Raw genomic sequence first — 15871 nt, forward strand, 5'->3', positions numbered from 1 at the left:
GATCACCCGAGGCTGATCAGCGGCTCGGCTGGAAGCCTTCGGGATCGAGCGCGAAGCGCCAGGCGCTCGAGCGCTGCAGCGCTTCCTTCAGTTCACGCGAGCTCGGCCGCACCAGCGCCGACAGCTCCTCGCTGAAGAACTCGCAGCCCAGCGCATGGGCGACGTCGCAGACGACCTCGATGAAGTGGTCGGTCTCGCTGGCGCAGGCGTCCAGCCGGGCGTGCAGCTCATAGCGACCGTCGGGGTCGGAGACCATGTCGATGCAGTTGCCCGCCTCGTTGCCGAAGTAGCGCCAGCCTTCGAGCATCGGCGTGCTCGGCCCGACGCGCGAGGCGAGGTAGTGCATGACGTCGGTGCGCGAGGACGGCAACCACGAGGCCGCCGCGCCGCCTTGCGAAAAGGCGAGATCGAATTGCCAGACTGACATGACGGGGGACATGAGTCCGAGGAATCTCGATGCTACGCCCCGGTCCACGGCGTTGTCATGCTGCGCCGCGGCAATGCCCCTTGGCGGTCGTGCCTGGTCGGCGGCGTCGTATTGCGGCGTCGTATTGCGGCGTGGAATGGCGACGTCGAACGGCTGCACGGTGTCGAACGGACGCAGCCGCCGGTTCATCGCTGCGATGTTCCCTGCCGGGGATGGGCAAGCGGCTTGCCGACGAGGGGCACGCCCACCCGCCGGAGCCCCACCGAATGACCGCCACCGTCAGCGACCAGATCCTCGACCGACTCCACGGCTGGGGCATCCGTCGCGTCTTCGGCTACCCCGGCGACGGCATCAACGGCCTGATGGGCGCCTTCGGGCGGCGCAAGGACGACATGAGCTTCGTGCAGGTCCGCCACGAAGAGCTCGCCGCGTTCATGGCGACCGCGCACGCCAAGTTCACCGGCGAGGTCGGCGTCTGCATGGCCACCTCGGGGCCGGGCGCGATCCACCTGCTCAACGGCCTCTACGACGCCAAGGCCGATCACATGCCGGTGGTCGCGCTGGTCGGGCAGAGCGCGCGCTCCGCGCTCGGCGGCGATTATCAGCAGGAGGTCGACCTGCACAGCCTGTTCAAGGACGTCGCGCACGAGTTCGTCCACACGGCGATGGCGCCCGCGCAGGTGCGGCACCTGATCGACCGCGCGGTGCGCATCGCGCGGGACCAGCGCACCGTGACCTGCGTGATCCTGCCGCACGATCTGCAGGAACTGGACGCCGTGACCGAACCGCCGCGCGCGCATGACACGATCCACACCGGCATCGGCTGGACCGCGTCGCCCGGCGCGCCCGGCGACGCGCAACTGCGCGCCGCGGCGGACATCCTCAATGCGGGCAAGCGCGTGGCGATCCTGGCCGGCGCCGGCGCGCTGCACGCGGGCGATGCGCTCATCCAGGTCGCGGAGCGCCTGGGCGCGGGCATCGCCAAGGCGCTGCTGGGCAAGATGGCCGTCTCCGACGAACTGCCCTTCGTGACAGGCTCGATCGGCCTGCTCGGCACCAAGCCCAGCTGGACGATGATGAACGAGTGCGACACGCTGCTGATGGTGGGATCGCACTTCCCGTATTCGGAGTTCCTGCCCAAGGAAGGCCAGGCGCGCGGCGTGCAGATCGACATCGACGGCCGGCGCGTGTCGACGCGATACCCCATGGAGGCGAACCTGGTCGGCGACAGCCGGATCACGCTCGAGGCGCTCCTGCCGTACCTGAGACCCAATCCGGACAAGACCTGGCGGCATCGCATCGAGTCCGAGGTCCGCGACTGGTGGCAGGTCCTCGAGGCGCGCGCGATGACCGATGCCAAGCCGCTGAATCCGCAGCGCGTGTTCTGGGACCTGTCGCCGCGCCTGCCGGACGATGTGATCCTGACCTGCGACTCCGGCACGTCCGCGGGCTGGTACGCGCGCGACCTGAAGGCGCGCCCCGGGATGATGGGCTCGGTCTCCGGCGGGCTGGCGACGATGGGCTGCGCCGTGCCCTATGCGCTGGCGGCCAAGCTGGCGCATCCGGGGCGGCCGGTGATCGCGCTGCTCGGCGACGGCGCGATGCAGATGATCGGCATCAACGCGCTGATCACGATCGCGCATCGTTGGCGCGACTGGTCGGACCCGCGCCTTGTCGTGATGGTGCTCAACAACGGCGACCTCAACATGGTGACCTGGGAGCAGCGCGTCACGGCCGGGGATCCCAAGTTCGAGGCCTCGCAGACGCTGCCCGCGTTCCCGTATGCCGAGTACGCCCGCATGCTGGGTCTCGAGGGCCTGCGCATCGACCGGCCCGAGGACGTCGCGCCCGCCTGGGACCGCGCGCTCCGCGCCGACCGGCCGATGCTGCTGGAGATGGTCGTCGATCCGGACGTCCCGCCGCTGCCGCCGCACGTCGAGCCCCGGCAGATGCTGCAGTACGCCACGGCACTGCTGCTCGGCGATCCCGACGCGCGCGGCGTCATCGCGGCCACGCTGCGCGAACTGTGGGCGTCCGTCACGAAGAAATCCTGAGCCTCCGGCTCCCAACGCAGCACAACCCCGGCATCCGCCAGGAGGTCCCATGGACATCGCCGAACACCCGCCCCTGCACACGGGCGCGGACACCCTGCCCGCGCCGATGCGGCCCGAGCCGATCCGGCTCACGATCAACGGCCGCGCGCACGCGCTCGCGGTCGAGCCATGGACGACGCTGCTCGACCTGCTGCGCGAGCAGCTCGACCTCACCGGCACGAAGAAGGGCTGCGACCACGGTCAATGCGGCGCGTGCACGGTGCTCGTCGATGGCGCGCGCATGAACAGCTGCCTGCTGCTCGCCGTGAGCCTCGACGGCCAGGCCATCACGACCGTCGAGGGCCTGCCCGGTCTCGTGACCGCGGCCACGACAACGACAACGACAACGACCGCGGCCACGACCATGGCAATGGCCACGGCCGCAACCACGAACACGAGCCAAGATCACGCGGCCACCGACCCGGACGTGCTGCATCCGCTGCAGCAATCGTTCATCGACTGCGACGCGCTGCAGTGCGGCTATTGCACGCCAGGACAACTGTGCTCGGCGGCGGGCTTGCTGAACGAGCCCCGCCCCGTCAACCGGCATGAGCTGCGCGAGCGCCTCAGCGGCAACCTCTGCCGTTGCGGGGCCTATCCGCAGATCGTCGACGCGGTCGCGCGCATCGTGCTGCGCCCCGACAGCGCCGTGCCCGCCGTCTGCGCGGCGGCGGCGTCGATGGTGGCCTCCGCCGCCGACACCGGCGAGGTGCGCGAATGAACCGCTTCGACTATCACCGCGCCACGTCCGCGGACGAGGCCCTCCACCAGTTCGCCGGTCTTGCCGCCGGTCGGGTCGCTGCTCCGGTCGGTGGTCCCGTCGTTGGTCCCGTCGTTGGTCCCGTCGTTGGTCCCGTCGGCGAGGCTGCCGTCGAGACGCCCCTCGCCGAGGTGCCCCTCGCCCAGACGACCGTCGGGCCGCGCGACCTCGGGACCGCCGGCGCCGCCGAGGCGCGCGCGCCGCGCTACCTCGCCGGCGGGACCAACCTCGTCGACCTGATGAAGGAAGGCGTGATGGCGCCGGTGCGGCTCGTCGACATCAGCCGCCTGGGCGTCGGCGACATGCGCGACATGCGCGAGATCCGCGAGATCCGCGACGCCGGCAACGGCGCCGTGCACCTCGGCGCGCTGGCGACGAACGCGGCGACCGCCTACCACCCGCTGGTCGCCGAGCGCCTGCCGCTGCTGCGTTCAGCCATCCTGGCCGGCGCCTCGCCGCAGATCCGCAACCGCGCGACCAACGGCGGCAACCTGCTGCAGCGCACCCGCTGCCTCTACTTCTACGACGCCGGCGTGCCCTGCAACAAGCGCATTCCCGGCAGCGGCTGCCCGGCGGCGACGGGACTGGCGCGGCAGCACGCGATCCTCGGGGCCAGCGCGCACTGCGTGGCCACGCATCCGTCGGACCTCTGCGTCGCGCTGGCCGCGTTGGACGCGGAGGTCCATGTCATCGGCACCGCGGGCCGACGGGTGATCCCGTTCGGCGAGTTCCACCGGCTGCCCGGCGATCGACCGGACCTCGACACCACGCTGGCCCCGGGCGAGCTCATCACCCATCTGGTCGTGCCGCCCAACAGCCTGCAGGCGCACAGCTGCTATCTGAAGCTGCGCGAGCGCGCGTCCTACGCATTCGCGCTGGTCTCGGTGGCCGCCGGCTTTGAGCTCGATGACACGGGGTTGATCGTCGACGCACGGGTCGCCCTGGGCGGCGTCGCCCACAAGCCCTGGCGCAACCCGGAGGCCGAACGGCTGCTGGTCGGCGAGCGGCCCTCTCCGCAGCTCTTCAGCGCCTGCGCGGCGGCGCTGCTGAAGGACGCCATCCCCTGCGGCGGTCCCGCGCTGCCCGAATCGACGCCCGGCAACGCCTTCAAGATCCCGCTGGCGCGACATGCCGTCGTGCGCGCGCTGGAGATGGCGCTGGCGGGCATCCCCACCAACACGGGCGAAGACGCCTTTCGCGCGCTCGGCGCGCGAGAGGACCGCGCCCCGACCGCGGAGGCTCCATGAGCTCACTGCCCGTTTCCCGTTCGTCCAATGCGTCCAATGCGTCCGATGCCGCCGATTCGGCCAATGCCTCCGTCGCCGCCGATGCGGCCACCGCTGAGACGGCCGATGCCTTCGACCTTCCCGCCGGCGCCGGCACGACGACCGGTGATGAACGCCGTCGACTGCGGGAGACGCAGCAGCCCATGGCCCCCGCCGGCACCGGCACCGTCGCGATCGGCACGCCGCTGCCGCGCATCGACGCGCTGGCAAAGGTCACCGGCGCGGCGAAGTACGCAGCGGAGCATTCGGGCACCGGGCTGCTGATCGGCGTCGTCGTCAACACGCCGGTCGCGCGCGGCCGCATCGTGTCCATCGACGCGAGCGCCGCGCTGGCGCTGCCCGGCGTCGTGGACGTGCTGACCCACCTCCACCGGCCCAAGATGCGATCGATGGACCTGTTCTACAAGGACATGACCGCGCCGGGGGGCTCGCCGTTCAAGCCGCTGCACGACGACGAGGTCCACTACAGCGGCCAGCCGGTGGCGCTGGTGGTAGCGACCACGCTGGAGCTGGCGCGCTACGCGGCGATGCTGGTCCGCGTCGAGGTCGAGGTCGCGCCGCACGACACGCATCTGCTGGACAACCGCTCGCGCGCCCGCGAACCGTCGCGGCTGAAGGTCGGCTTCTCGCCGCCGCCGAAGCCGCGCGGCGATGCGGAGGCCGCGTGGCACGCGGCCGCGTTCTCGACCGACGGCGAGTACTACGCCGGCGTCGAGCACCACAACCCGATGGAGATGCACGCCACGACGGTGCTCCTCGATCCCGACGGTCACCTGACCATCCACGACAAGACGCAGGGATCGCAGAACTCGCGCTGGGTCGTGTCGCGCGCCTTCGGGCTGCCGGCGCGCCGGGTGACGGTGAAGAACGCCTTCGTCGGCGGCGCCTTCGGGTCGGGCCTGCGGCCGCAGTACAACCTGCTGCTCGCGACGATGGCGGCGCTGCAGCTGAAGCAGTCGGTGCGGGTCGTGCTGACGCGCCAGCAGATGTTCACCTTCGGCCATCGGCCCGAGACCTGGCAGCGCGTGCGGCTGGCCGCGGACGCGAACGGCCGGCTCACGGCCGTGATGCACGAGGCCATCGCGGAAACCTCGCGTCGCGAGGACTACGTGGAGGTCGTCGTCAACTGGTCCGGCCAGCTCTACGCCTGCGACAACGTGCGGCTGGACTACCGGGTCGTGCCGCTCGACCAGTACAGCCCGATCGACATGCGCGCGCCCGGCGCCGCGCACGGCGTCCATGCGCTGGAGGTCGCGATGGACGAACTCGCCCATGCCGCGGGCATCGATCCGCTCGAGCTGCGGCTGCGCAACTACGCCGAGCGGGACGAGGCCAACGACCTGCCCTATTCGACGAAGGCGCTGCGCCAGTGCTACGCGCAGGCCGCGCGGCGCTTCGGCTGGGAGCGACGGCCCGCCGCGCCGCGCTCGATGCCGCAGGGCCATGAGTTCGTCGGCTGGGGCCTGGCGACGGGGACCTGGGACGCGATGCAGATGTTCGCGCGGGCGCGGGCGACGCTCGATGAGGACGGCCGTCTCGTGGTCGAGAGCGCCGCGACCGACATCGGCACCGGGACCTACACGACGATGGCGCAGATCGCGGCGGCGGAGATGGGCCTGCCGCTGGAGCAGGTCACGTTCCGGCTCGGTGACTCGACGCTGCCGGTCGCGCCGATCGAGGGCGGTTCGGCGCACGTCGCGACGGTGGGCTCAGCCGTGCAAGGCGTCTGCGAGAAGCTGCGCAAGGCGCTGTGGAAACGGGCGAAGCAGCACGCGCCCGGCTTCGACGGCGCGCGCTTCGCCGACATCGTCTGCCGCGGCGGCCAGCTCCATCGATCCGACACCGGCGCGGCGGTGCCGCTGTCGCAACTGCTGCGCGAGGAGGCCGGCGGTCCGCTCGACGAGAAGTACCTGATGCTGCCCAACGTACTGAAGCAGCGGAAGTACATCCGGGCGGTGCACTCGGCGGTCTTCGTCGAGGTGCGCGTCGACGAGCGGCTGGGCACGGTGCGCGTGACGCGGGTCGTCAGCGCGGTCGCGGCGGGCCGGATCATCAATCCGGTGACGGCGCGCAGCCAGATCATCGGCGGCGTCGTGTGGGGCATCGGCCAGGCGCTGCATGAGGAGACGTTGAGCGATCACGCGCTCGGCCGCTTCATGAACCACAGCCTGGCCGAGTACCACATCGCCTGCAACGCCGACGTGCCGGACATCGACGTGCTCTTCGTCGAGGAGGACGACCGCGTGGTGAGCAGCCTCGGCGCCAAGGGCGTCGGCGAGATCGGCCTCGTCGGCGTCGCCGCGGCGATCAGCAACGCGATCTTCCACGCCACCGGCAAGCGCCTGCGCAGCACGCCGATGACGCCGGACAAGGTCGCCGACCTGCGGACGTGAGGAGACCCGCGGCGTCGGTCCTCGCGAAGCCCATGAGGCCAGTGGGGCCAGTGGCCTGCGCGGATGGTGCCCTGCGGGGCTGGTGGCCTGCGGGGCCAGTGGCCAGTGGGGCCAGTGGGGCCAGTCGGGCCAGTGGCGCCTGTGGGGCCTGTGGGCCGTGAGGCCTCTGGGTCCCACCGCGAGGCGTGCGAGTCTCACGAAACTCACAAGGTCTGCGGGGACACGCACAGCCCTTGCATGAAGGAGGCGAAGCCTTCCGGCGCGCGGCCGGCGCGGCGGGCACTCGTCAGCACGCGCACGGTGTTGGTCCATGCGATGCGGGCGCCCTGCGCGACGAGCCGGTGCACCAGCGCCACGTCCTCGCGACTGGTCAGCGGCGGAAAGCCGCCGGCGCGCTGATAGGCGTTCGAGCACACGCCGAGGTTGGCGCCGTGGATGTGGCGATGCCCTTCGGCATCGAGGTAGCCGGCTTCATAGGCGCGCCGTTCCTCGCTGGAATAGCCGCTCCAGTCGTCGACCTCCACGACGCCGCAGACCGCCTCGCTGCGCAGCGCGAGCTGCCGCGCGAGCCAGCACGGCGCGACCGTCGAATCGGCGTCGGTGAAGGCGAGCCAGCGCGCGCCGCGCTGGATCAGCGCCTGGGCGCCGGCCGCGCGCGCGATGCCGACGTTGCGCGCCTCGATCGCGAGGCGGTCGATGCCGAGCGCGCGGGCCACCGCCTCCGTCCCGTCGCGGCACGCATCGAGCACCACCAGGATGCGGACCTCCTCCGCGCCCAGGTCCTCATGCGCCGCGGCGACCTTCAGCGCCGTCAGCGCGCGGCCGATGAGCGCCTGCTCGTCATGCGCGGGGACCACGATGCCGATCATGGTCTCAAGCCCTCACGCTGCGCCACCGAGCGCGCGTCGTCGCTCCACACCTCGACGAGGAAGTCCGCCTCGTCGTGCCGCAGCAGCCGTGTCATGCCGTGACGCTCGCGCAGCAGCAGGTCGATGCGGCGATGCACCTCGTCGCCCAGGCGCAGGTAGTCGCCCTCCTGGTGCCGCCAATGGCTCGCCAGCAGCGTGCCGCCCGTCTCCAGGCTCGCGGCGGCGCGGCGGATCAACGCGTCGAGACCGCCCTCCTCCAGGTAGTAGCCGATCTCGCTCAGCACGATCAGGTCGAAGCGGCCCACCGGCCAGTCGGCCGGCATGGTCGCGCGCGTGACGTCGACATGGACCAGGGACGCGAGCCGTTCCTTCGCATGCGCCACGGCCGTCTCGCTGCCGTCGGTCGACAGCAGGCGGTCGCATCGCGTGGCCAGCGCGGCGCTCAGCTCGCCGTTGGCGCAGCCCGGCTCGAAGCCGCGCGCGTAGCGTTCCCGCGGCAGGCAGGCCAGCACCATCGCGCGCTTGCGTTGTTCGTACCACCGGGTTCGATAGCCCCAGGGGTCGGCGCTGTCAGTGAACAGCGCTTCGAAATGACGCGCCAACGCCGCCGGAGCACCGCTGGCGTCGTCCTTCATTGAGGCGCCTCGGGCGCGAGCACGAATTCGAAGGGGCGCAGCAGGCGGTTCACCGCCTCGGCGAAGAGCACCGGCGGGTGGTCCCCGTCGTCGAGCAGCTGGCTGCGATGCGCGGCCAGCGCGGTGCGCTTGTCCCGCAGCGAGCGCGCGTTGAGCGGCAGGCGCCGCATCCGGTGCCAGGGCACCGCGGCGTCGCCGGGGCGGGCCCAGTGCCAGGCCCAGATGGGGATCTCCACCAGCGAGGCGCCCGTCAGCAGCGTGGCGCGCGCGCAGGCGCGGCCCGTGGTCTCATGGTCCGGATGGCCGTCGAATCGCCACGAGGTGAGGACGACATCGTCCGGCCGCAGACGGCGGCACAACTCGAGCACCAGGTCGTCCTCCTGCTCGGCGATGCGTCCGTCCGGCACGCCCAGCGCATGCACGGGGACGTGCAGACCCAGACGGCGCAGGCCGGAGGCGCGCTCGTAGCGGCGCTGCACGGCCAGGCGCTGCGGCGTCCAGCGCGGCGAGCCCGGATGGCTGGCTTCGCCATCCGTCACGGCCACCAGTTCGACCGGCGGCGCCGGCGCGCGATCGGGCGGCAGGCCGGCGCGGTGGCGCGTCACCAGCAGCGACAGCAGGCCGCCGCAGCTCAGCACCTCGTCATCGGGATGCGGCGCGACGACGACGGCGCGGCGGCCTACGGGCACCAGTTCGTCGAGCGAGGTCAGCGGCGCGCCCCACAGCGGCTGCCATTGGCGCCAGGCCCATTCGGGCGTGCCTTCGCCATCGATGCGGCGGTCGGACGGCGACCGCAGCGGCGACTCGCCGGCGGCGAGGTCGGCGGGCATGCCCTCGTTCACGGTCTGGAACGGGCGTCGGTGCATCAGAGCGTCCATGGCGGGATGTCTTCCTTGAGGTTGTCGGCCCCCAGGGCGGCCAGATCGCGGTCGCCGTGGCATTGCCGGATGAACACTGGCAAATCCGCTGCCAGCCTCCCGAAATGAGGGTCAAGGCACAGCGGACCGGCGCCCATGGCGCGCGTGGCGGCGCGCAGGACCTGCTGGGCGCAGTCGTCGCCCGCGGCCCGCGTGCGCAGCGCCCAGAGGCGCGCGTTGGCGGTGGGATGGCGGTCGATCCAGGCGGCGGCCTCGCGCAGCAGGGCGGCGTTGGCGCTGAGCAGGCGGTCCACCTCGCCCAGCGCCAGGCTGCGGTGCCAGCCCGGGTCGGGGCTTGTGTTCGCTTGCGCACGGAGAGCGTCCGCCACCGCACATGCGGCGCCGTGCCAGCAGGCCGCGATGCCGACGCCGCCGTGCCAGAAGCCGGGGCGCGACAGGTAAAAACCGGCGTCGCCGATCAGGCGTGCGGGAGCGGCTTCAAAGTTCACCGTGGCGCTCGCCGTGGCGGCCATGCCGACGGCGTGCCAGGCGGCGTCGTCGATGTGCACGCCGGGGTGATGCAGATCGACGTCGGCGAGCCAGGGACCGGCGCCCTCCTCGTCCCACACGGTCAGCAGCGCGCGGTCCAGCCTTTCGGCACCGGAGCACCAGGCCTTGTTGCCGTGAAGGACGATCCCGCCCTCGGCCACGCGGCGGAACACCACCCGCGCCTGCGGCGGTTCGGCGGCCCACAGGCCGTAGCTGGCGCGGGCATGGGGCGCGACGCCGGCCTCCGCGAGCGTGGCGTGGGCATCCGTGTGGCCTTCGAAGAGCTTGACCAGCGACAGGTCCTGCGCGGCGACACGCGCGAGCGCGCGCCAGCGGTCAAGCGTGCGGCCGCCGCCCGGCAGCGGCAGTGCGTCGCGGCCGTCGTCGATCAGTTCGCGCAGTTGCCGGGCCAGTGCGACCCGGCGGATGCCGTCTCGATGCGCATCGCTCTCCATCAATGGCGTCTCCTTGTGGGAAGACGCACGGCAGGCAGGATGCCGTTCCGTGTACGTCAGCGGCGACTACGGGCGCCGTCGACCGCGATCCGGGTCCTCAGTGGTTGTCCCGCGGCACGAAGGCCCCGCGCCGGCCGACGAGGAAATCCAGATCCACGCCCTGATCCGCCTGCAGCACGTGGTCCACGTACAGGCGCCAGTAGCCGCTGGCGAGCGGCGGCGGCGGTGCCTGCCATGCCGCAAGGCGCATCGCCAGCTCCGCGTCGCCGATGTGCAGCTGCAGGCGCCGATCGGGCACGTTCAGCTCGACGATGTCGCCGTTGCGCACGATCGCCAGCGGACCGCCCGCCGCCGCCTCCGGCGCGGTGTGCAGCACAACGGTGCCATAGGCCGTGCCGCTCATGCGCGCGTCGCTGATGCGGATCATGTCGGTGATGCCCCTGCGCAGCAGCTTGGGCGGCAAGGGCATGTTGCCGACCTCGGCCATGCCGGGGTAGCCCTTGGGACCGCAGTTCTTCAGCACCATCACGCAGGTCTCGTCGATGTCGAGGTCCTCGTCATCGATGCGCCGGTGAAAGTCCTCGATGTCCTCGAACACCACCGCGCGGCCCTTGTGCACCAGCAGGCCCGGCGTGGCCGCGCTCGGCTTGATCACCGCGCCCCGCGGCGCGAGGTTGCCGCGCAGCACCACGATGCCCGCCTTCTCCTTGAACGGCGTGGCGAGCGGCCGGATCACCTCCGCGTTGAAGTTCTCGGCGTCGGCGATGTTCTCGCCGACGCTCCGCCCGCTCGCGGTCATCGCGCCCAGGTGCAGGTGCCGCGCGATCTCCTTCATCACGACCGGAAGCCCGCCGGCGTAGCAGAAGTCTTCCATCAGGAAGCTGCCCGACGGCTGGAGATCCACGAGGCACGGCAAGTCGCTCCCGAGCCGGTCGAAGTCCTCGATGTCCAGCGCCACGCCGATGCGACGGGCGATCGCGATCAGGTGGATCACCGCGTTGGTCGAGCCGCCGATCGCGGCGAGCGTCCTGATCGCGTTCTCGAAGGCCTCGCGCGTCAGGAGGCTCGACAGCACCTGGTCGTCGTGCACCATCTGCACGATGCGTCGCCCGGCGTTGCGCGCCAGCAGGTTGCGCCGGCCGTCGACGGCCGGGTACGCCGCATTGCCGGGCAACCCGAGACCCAGCGCCTCGACCATGCACGCCATGGTGCTCGCCGTGCCCATCGACATGCAGTGGCCGTGGCTGCGGTGCATGCAGCTCTCGGCGTCGAAGAAGTCCGCGAGCTGGAGCGTGCCGGCGCGCACCTGCTCGCTCATGCGCCACACGCCGGTGCCCGAACCGAGTTCCCGGCCACGCCACTTGCCGTTGAGCATCGGGCCGCCGCTGACGCCGATGGTCGGCAGGTCGACACTGGCCGCGCCCATCACCAGCGACGGCGTCGTCTTGTCGCAGCCCATCAGCAGCACGACGCCGTCGATCGGGTTGCCGCGGATGCTTTCCTCGACATCCATCGACGCCAGGTTGCGGTAGAGCATCGCCGTCGGGCGCAGCAGCGTCTCGCCCAGCGACATCACCGGGAACTCGAGCGGAAAGCCGCCCGCCTCGTACACGCCGATCTTGACCTGGTCGGCCAGCGTGCGGAAGTGCGAGTTGCAGGGCGTGAGCTCGCTGAAGGTGTTGCAGATGCCGATCACCGGCCGGCCGTCGAACTGGTCGTGCGGCACGCCCGATCCCTTGAGCCAGCTGCGGTAGGCGAATCCGTCGCGGTCCCGGCGTCCGAACCATTGCTGGCTGCGGAGCGCTGCGGGCTTCTTCCTGGGAGTCTGGTTCATTTCCACCCCGGTTAACCCGGATCAGCGACCGGGAATGGCATGAGTATTATGGTATGACGATTGAACGTCAACCCGTCGTGTCGTCCGGAGGAATCACCCATGCCCGCCGCCATTGCGCTGCTCACCGCCGCCAGACTGTCGTCCTTGCTCGCGCCGAAACTCGACGCCGTCTTCGCCGTGCACGATCGCCTGCACGAGACCGACCCCGCCGCGTTCGCGGCAGTCGCACCGACGATCCGCGCGATCGCCGCCAACGGCGAGTCCAAGGTCTCCGCCGAGCTGATCGCGCAGTTGCCCAGGCTGGAAATCATCTCGGTGATGGGGGTCGGCTACGACGGTGTCGACGTCGCGGCGGCGAAGGCACGCGGGGCGGTCGTCACACACACGCCGGACGTGTTGAACGACGACGTCGCCGATCTCGCCATCGGGTTGATGCTGTCGGCTGCGCGCCAGCTGCCCGCGGCCGACCGCCATGTGCGCAGCGGCCAATGGGCGGCGAGCGGGCCGATGCCGCTGGGCCGCAAGATGTCGGGCGCGCGGCTCGGTCTGGTCGGCATGGGGCGCATCGGGCAGGCCATCGCGCACCGCGCCGCGGCGTTCGGCATGTCGATCGCGTACACCTCGCGCAGCCCGCGGGCGGGGGTCCCGCACCGCTACGTCGCCGACCCCGTGGCGCTGGCCGCCGAGAGCGACTTTCTCGTCGTCATCACGCCGGGCGGCGCCGCGACGCGCCACCTGATCAACGCCGAGGCGCTCGCCGCGCTGGGCGCCGAGGGCATTCTCGTCAACGTGGCGCGCGGCTCGGTCGTCGATGAAGCGGCGCTGATCGACGCGCTGGAGCGCGGCGTGATCGCCGGCGCCGGGCTCGACGTGTTCGAGAACGAGCCGGACGTGTCCGGGCGCCTGCGCGCCATCCCGCACGTGGTGCTCTCGCCGCACATCGGCAGCGCCACCACCCAGACGCGCCAGACGATGGCCGACCTCGTGCTCGCCAACCTGCAGGCGCGCCTCGCCGGCAGGCCGCCGATCTCGCCGGTGCCGGAATGCCGATCATGAGCGAGGCGCTGACCATCGACGCGACGCGGCTGCTCGGCGCCGTGCGGCTGGTCGTCGCCGGCTTCGGCAGCGGCGACGACGAGATCGACGCGGTCGCCACCCACCTCGTCGACGCCAACCTGACCGGCCACGACTCCCACGGCATCGGCATCCTGCCCCGCTACGCCGGCGCGTACCTCGAAGGCGGCCTCAAGCCCAATGCCCATGTGCGCACGCTGCTCGACGCCGGCGCGATGCTGCGGCTCGACGGCGGGGCCGGCTTCGGCCAGGTGATCGGGCGCGAGGCGATGGCGCTGGGCATCGCACGGGCCAGGCAAGGCGGCTGCTGCATCGTGGCGCTCGGCCATTCGCACCACCTGGGTCGCATCGGCGCCTGGGCGGAGCAGGCGGCCGAGGCCGGCCTGGTGTCGATGCACTTCGTCAACGTGATCTCGCGCTGCATCGTCGCGCCGTTCGGCGGCAGCGACGCGCGTTTCGGCACCAACCCGTTCGCCGCCGGCGTGCCGATGCCGGGCCGCCCGCCGATGATCCTCGACTTCGCCACCAGCATGCTGGCGCAGGGCAAGACCCGCGTCGCGCACAACAAGGGCGAGCTGCTCGAGCCGGGCATCCTGATCGACGACATCGGGCGGCCGACGCGCGATCCGCGCTACGCGGTGATCGAGCCCTTCGGCGCGATCCTCCCCTTCGGCACGCACAAGGGCTACGGCCTGGCGATGCTGTGCGAGCTGCTCGGGGGCGCGCTCGCCGCGGGCCTCGCGCAGCACGACGACGACACCGGCCAGCGGCGCGTGCTCAACGGCATGCTCTCGGTGCTGATCGACCCGGCCGCGCTCGGCGACCGCGCGGCCTTCGAGCGCGAGGTGCTGGCCTTCACCGACTGGACGCTGGCTTCGCCGCCGCGCGAAGGCGTGGACAGGGTCCGGCTGGCCGGCGAGCCCGAACGCGAATCGCGCGCGCGCCGGCTGCGCGACGGCGTTCCGATCGATGCGACGACGTGGGGGCAGATCCTCGTGACCGCGCGTCAGCTCGGGGTCGATCCCCGGGCGGTCGCGCGGGCGGCCGGCACCGGCTGAGCCGGTTCGATCGGCGCCGCCATCCGGGTATTTCCCGGCGGTCCGATTCCTTCAATCATCATACGATACTACAAGCCCTCTACAGACTGGGCCCTGCACAGGAGACAAGCACATGCAGCTCAGAACATGGATGGCGGTCGCGATCGCTGGCGCCTGCCTCGTCGCCACCGGCCCGGCCTTCGCGCAGGAAAAGCTCACCGTCTGGTGGGTCAAGGGCTTCTACAAGGCCGAGGACGACGCGCTCCTCGCCGCGATCAGGAAATTCGAGGAGAAGCACAGGAACGTCAAGGTCGAGTTGTCGCAGTACCCGGTGCAGGACATGATCCCCAAGACCGTGTCCGCGCTCGACTCCGGCAACCCGCCGGACGTGGCCTATGCCGACCTCTTCGACCTGCAGGTCACGGGCAAGTGGGCCTTCGACGGCAAGCTCGAGGACATCAGCAGCGTGATCGACCCGATCCGCGCGCGCTTCGCACCGAACACGGTCGAGACCACGTTCCTGTACAACGACCAGGACAGGAAGCGCGCGTACTACGCGTTCCCGATCAAGCAGCAGACGATGCACATCGAGTTCTGGGTCGACATGCTGGCCGATGCGGGCTTCAAGGAGTCCGACATCCCGACCGGCTGGAAGGACTTCTGGAGCTTCTGGTGCGACAAGGTCCAACCCGCGTATCGCGCCAAGACCGCTTCGCGCGTGTTCGGCATCGGCATGCCGCTGGGCGTGGATTCGAGCGACTCGTTCTACTCGTTCCTGACCTTCATGGACGCCTACAACGTCAGGCTCGTCAACGACAGCGGCAAGCTGCTGATCGACGACCCGACCGTGCGCCAGGGCCTGATCAGCGCGCTGACCGACTACACGCAGGTCTACAGCAAGGGATGCTCGCCGCCGTCGAGCACGAGCTGGAAGGACCCGGACAACAACGTCGCGTTCCACAACAGGACGACCGTGATGACGCACAACGCGACGATCTCGATCGCCGCCAAGTGGCTGGACGACATGAACAACGCCATGCTCAGCGACGAGCAGCGCGCCACGGCGAAGAAGAACTACACGCAGCGGATCCGCACCGCGGGATTCCCCGCCAAACCCGATGGTTCGAAGATGGTCTACCGCGCGGCGGTGAAGACCGGCGTGGTGTTCAAGGAGGCAAAGAACAAGGTCGCGGCCAAGCAGTTCGTCGGCTTCCTGCTCGAAGAGCAGAACCTGACGCCCTACGTCGAGGGCTCGCTGGGCCGCTGGTTCCCGGTCACCAGGGCGGCGCAGCAGAGCGCGTTCTGGAAGGCCGACGCCCATCGCCAATCGGTCCACGACCAGTTCATGGCCGGCACGGTCACGTTCGAGTTCACGAGGAACTACAAGTTCACGACGCTGAACAACGAGAACGTCTGGGCCAAGGCGATGAACCGCGTGCTCAACGAGAAGGTGCCGGTCGACCAGGCCGTCGACGAGATGATCGCGCGCATCAAGGTGGTCGCGACGCCGAGCGCGGCGCCCATCGCGGCGGCGCCGGCGCCGAGATGAGCGCCGAGATGAGCGCCAAGATGAGTGCAAAGATGAGTGCAAAGATGAGCACC

General features: G+C 70.9%; 13 protein-coding genes. 7 read left to right on the top strand and 6 right to left on the bottom strand.

Annotated elements, in window-relative coordinates:
- Positions 1-16 precede the first annotated feature (16 nt).
- Positions 17-427 carry a hypothetical protein gene (locus tag ACQ4L4_RS11300; RefSeq protein WP_377153758.1) on the bottom strand — a complete coding sequence of 137 codons (411 nt, stop codon included), beginning with the start codon at positions 425-427 and terminating at the stop codon, positions 17-19.
- A 266-nt stretch (positions 428-693) separates the two neighbouring features.
- On the opposite strand from ACQ4L4_RS11300, the gene ACQ4L4_RS11305 reads away from it, so the two are divergent.
- From ACQ4L4_RS11305 to ACQ4L4_RS11320, 4 genes are all read left to right on the top strand, one after another.
- Positions 694-2481 carry a thiamine pyrophosphate-requiring protein gene (locus ACQ4L4_RS11305; RefSeq protein ID WP_431104333.1) on the top strand — a complete coding sequence of 596 codons (1788 nt, stop codon included), beginning with the start codon at positions 694-696 and terminating at the stop codon, positions 2479-2481.
- A 106-nt stretch (positions 2482-2587) separates the two neighbouring features.
- Positions 2588-3241 (top strand): (2Fe-2S)-binding protein, encoded by a 654-nt coding sequence (locus tag ACQ4L4_RS11310; protein ID WP_431104917.1) that lies wholly within the window; start codon positions 2588-2590, stop codon positions 3239-3241.
- Positions 3238-4527, top strand: a complete 1290-nt coding sequence (locus ACQ4L4_RS11315; RefSeq protein ID WP_431104334.1) for an FAD binding domain-containing protein — start codon at positions 3238-3240, stop codon at positions 4525-4527. Before ACQ4L4_RS11310 ends, ACQ4L4_RS11315 begins: the two co-directional genes overlap by 4 nt.
- A gap of 182 nt (positions 4528-4709) precedes the next feature.
- Positions 4710-6959 carry a xanthine dehydrogenase family protein molybdopterin-binding subunit gene (locus ACQ4L4_RS11320; RefSeq protein WP_431104919.1) on the top strand — a complete coding sequence of 750 codons (2250 nt, stop codon included), beginning with the start codon at positions 4710-4712 and terminating at the stop codon, positions 6957-6959.
- A 203-nt stretch (positions 6960-7162) separates the two neighbouring features.
- Here the strand turns inward: ACQ4L4_RS11320 and ACQ4L4_RS11325 are convergent, their stop codons facing one another.
- The 5 genes from ACQ4L4_RS11325 to ACQ4L4_RS11345 form a co-directional block, all read right to left on the bottom strand.
- Complete coding sequence (locus ACQ4L4_RS11325) at positions 7163-7828, bottom strand: glycosyltransferase (RefSeq protein ID WP_431104335.1); 666 nt, start codon at positions 7826-7828, stop codon at positions 7163-7165.
- Positions 7825-8463 (bottom strand): class I SAM-dependent DNA methyltransferase, encoded by a 639-nt coding sequence (locus tag ACQ4L4_RS11330; RefSeq protein ID WP_431104336.1) that lies wholly within the window; start codon positions 8461-8463, stop codon positions 7825-7827. The genes ACQ4L4_RS11325 and ACQ4L4_RS11330 overlap by 4 nt, the downstream gene beginning before the upstream one ends.
- The gene (locus ACQ4L4_RS11335) at positions 8460-9329 is read right to left on the bottom strand and encodes a PIG-L deacetylase family protein (protein ID WP_431104337.1); all 870 of its coding nucleotides are present in this window, start codon (positions 9327-9329) and stop codon (positions 8460-8462) included. The genes ACQ4L4_RS11330 and ACQ4L4_RS11335 overlap by 4 nt, the downstream gene beginning before the upstream one ends.
- A complete protein-coding gene (locus ACQ4L4_RS11340; protein WP_431104338.1) occupies positions 9329-10324 on the bottom strand; it encodes an acyl-CoA dehydrogenase in 996 nt (331 codons plus the stop codon). Before ACQ4L4_RS11340 ends, ACQ4L4_RS11335 begins: the two co-directional genes overlap by 1 nt.
- Positions 10325-10421: 97 nt before the next feature.
- Entirely contained in the window at positions 10422-12158 is a 1737-nt protein-coding gene (locus ACQ4L4_RS11345; protein WP_431104339.1) for an IlvD/Edd family dehydratase, read from the bottom strand.
- Positions 12159-12257: 99 nt separating this feature from the next.
- Here ACQ4L4_RS11345 and ACQ4L4_RS11350 point away from each other — a divergent pair, with 99 nt between their 5' ends.
- From ACQ4L4_RS11350 to ACQ4L4_RS11360, 3 genes are all read left to right on the top strand, one after another.
- Positions 12258-13214 carry a 2-hydroxyacid dehydrogenase gene (locus ACQ4L4_RS11350; protein WP_431104340.1) on the top strand — a complete coding sequence of 319 codons (957 nt, stop codon included), beginning with the start codon at positions 12258-12260 and terminating at the stop codon, positions 13212-13214.
- Entirely contained in the window at positions 13211-14290 is a 1080-nt protein-coding gene (locus ACQ4L4_RS11355) for a malate/lactate/ureidoglycolate dehydrogenase (RefSeq protein WP_431104341.1), read from the top strand. Before ACQ4L4_RS11350 ends, ACQ4L4_RS11355 begins: the two co-directional genes overlap by 4 nt.
- A gap of 112 nt (positions 14291-14402) precedes the next feature.
- On the top strand, positions 14403-15818 hold the full coding sequence (locus ACQ4L4_RS11360) for an ABC transporter substrate-binding protein (protein ID WP_431104342.1): 1416 nt from the start codon (positions 14403-14405) through the stop codon (positions 15816-15818).
- The last annotated feature ends 53 nt before the right edge of the window (positions 15819-15871 follow it).

It is taken from the genome of Roseateles noduli (assembly GCF_050626985.1).
GTDB classification, from domain to species: Bacteria; Pseudomonadota; Gammaproteobacteria; order Burkholderiales; family Burkholderiaceae_C; genus Roseateles; species Roseateles noduli_A.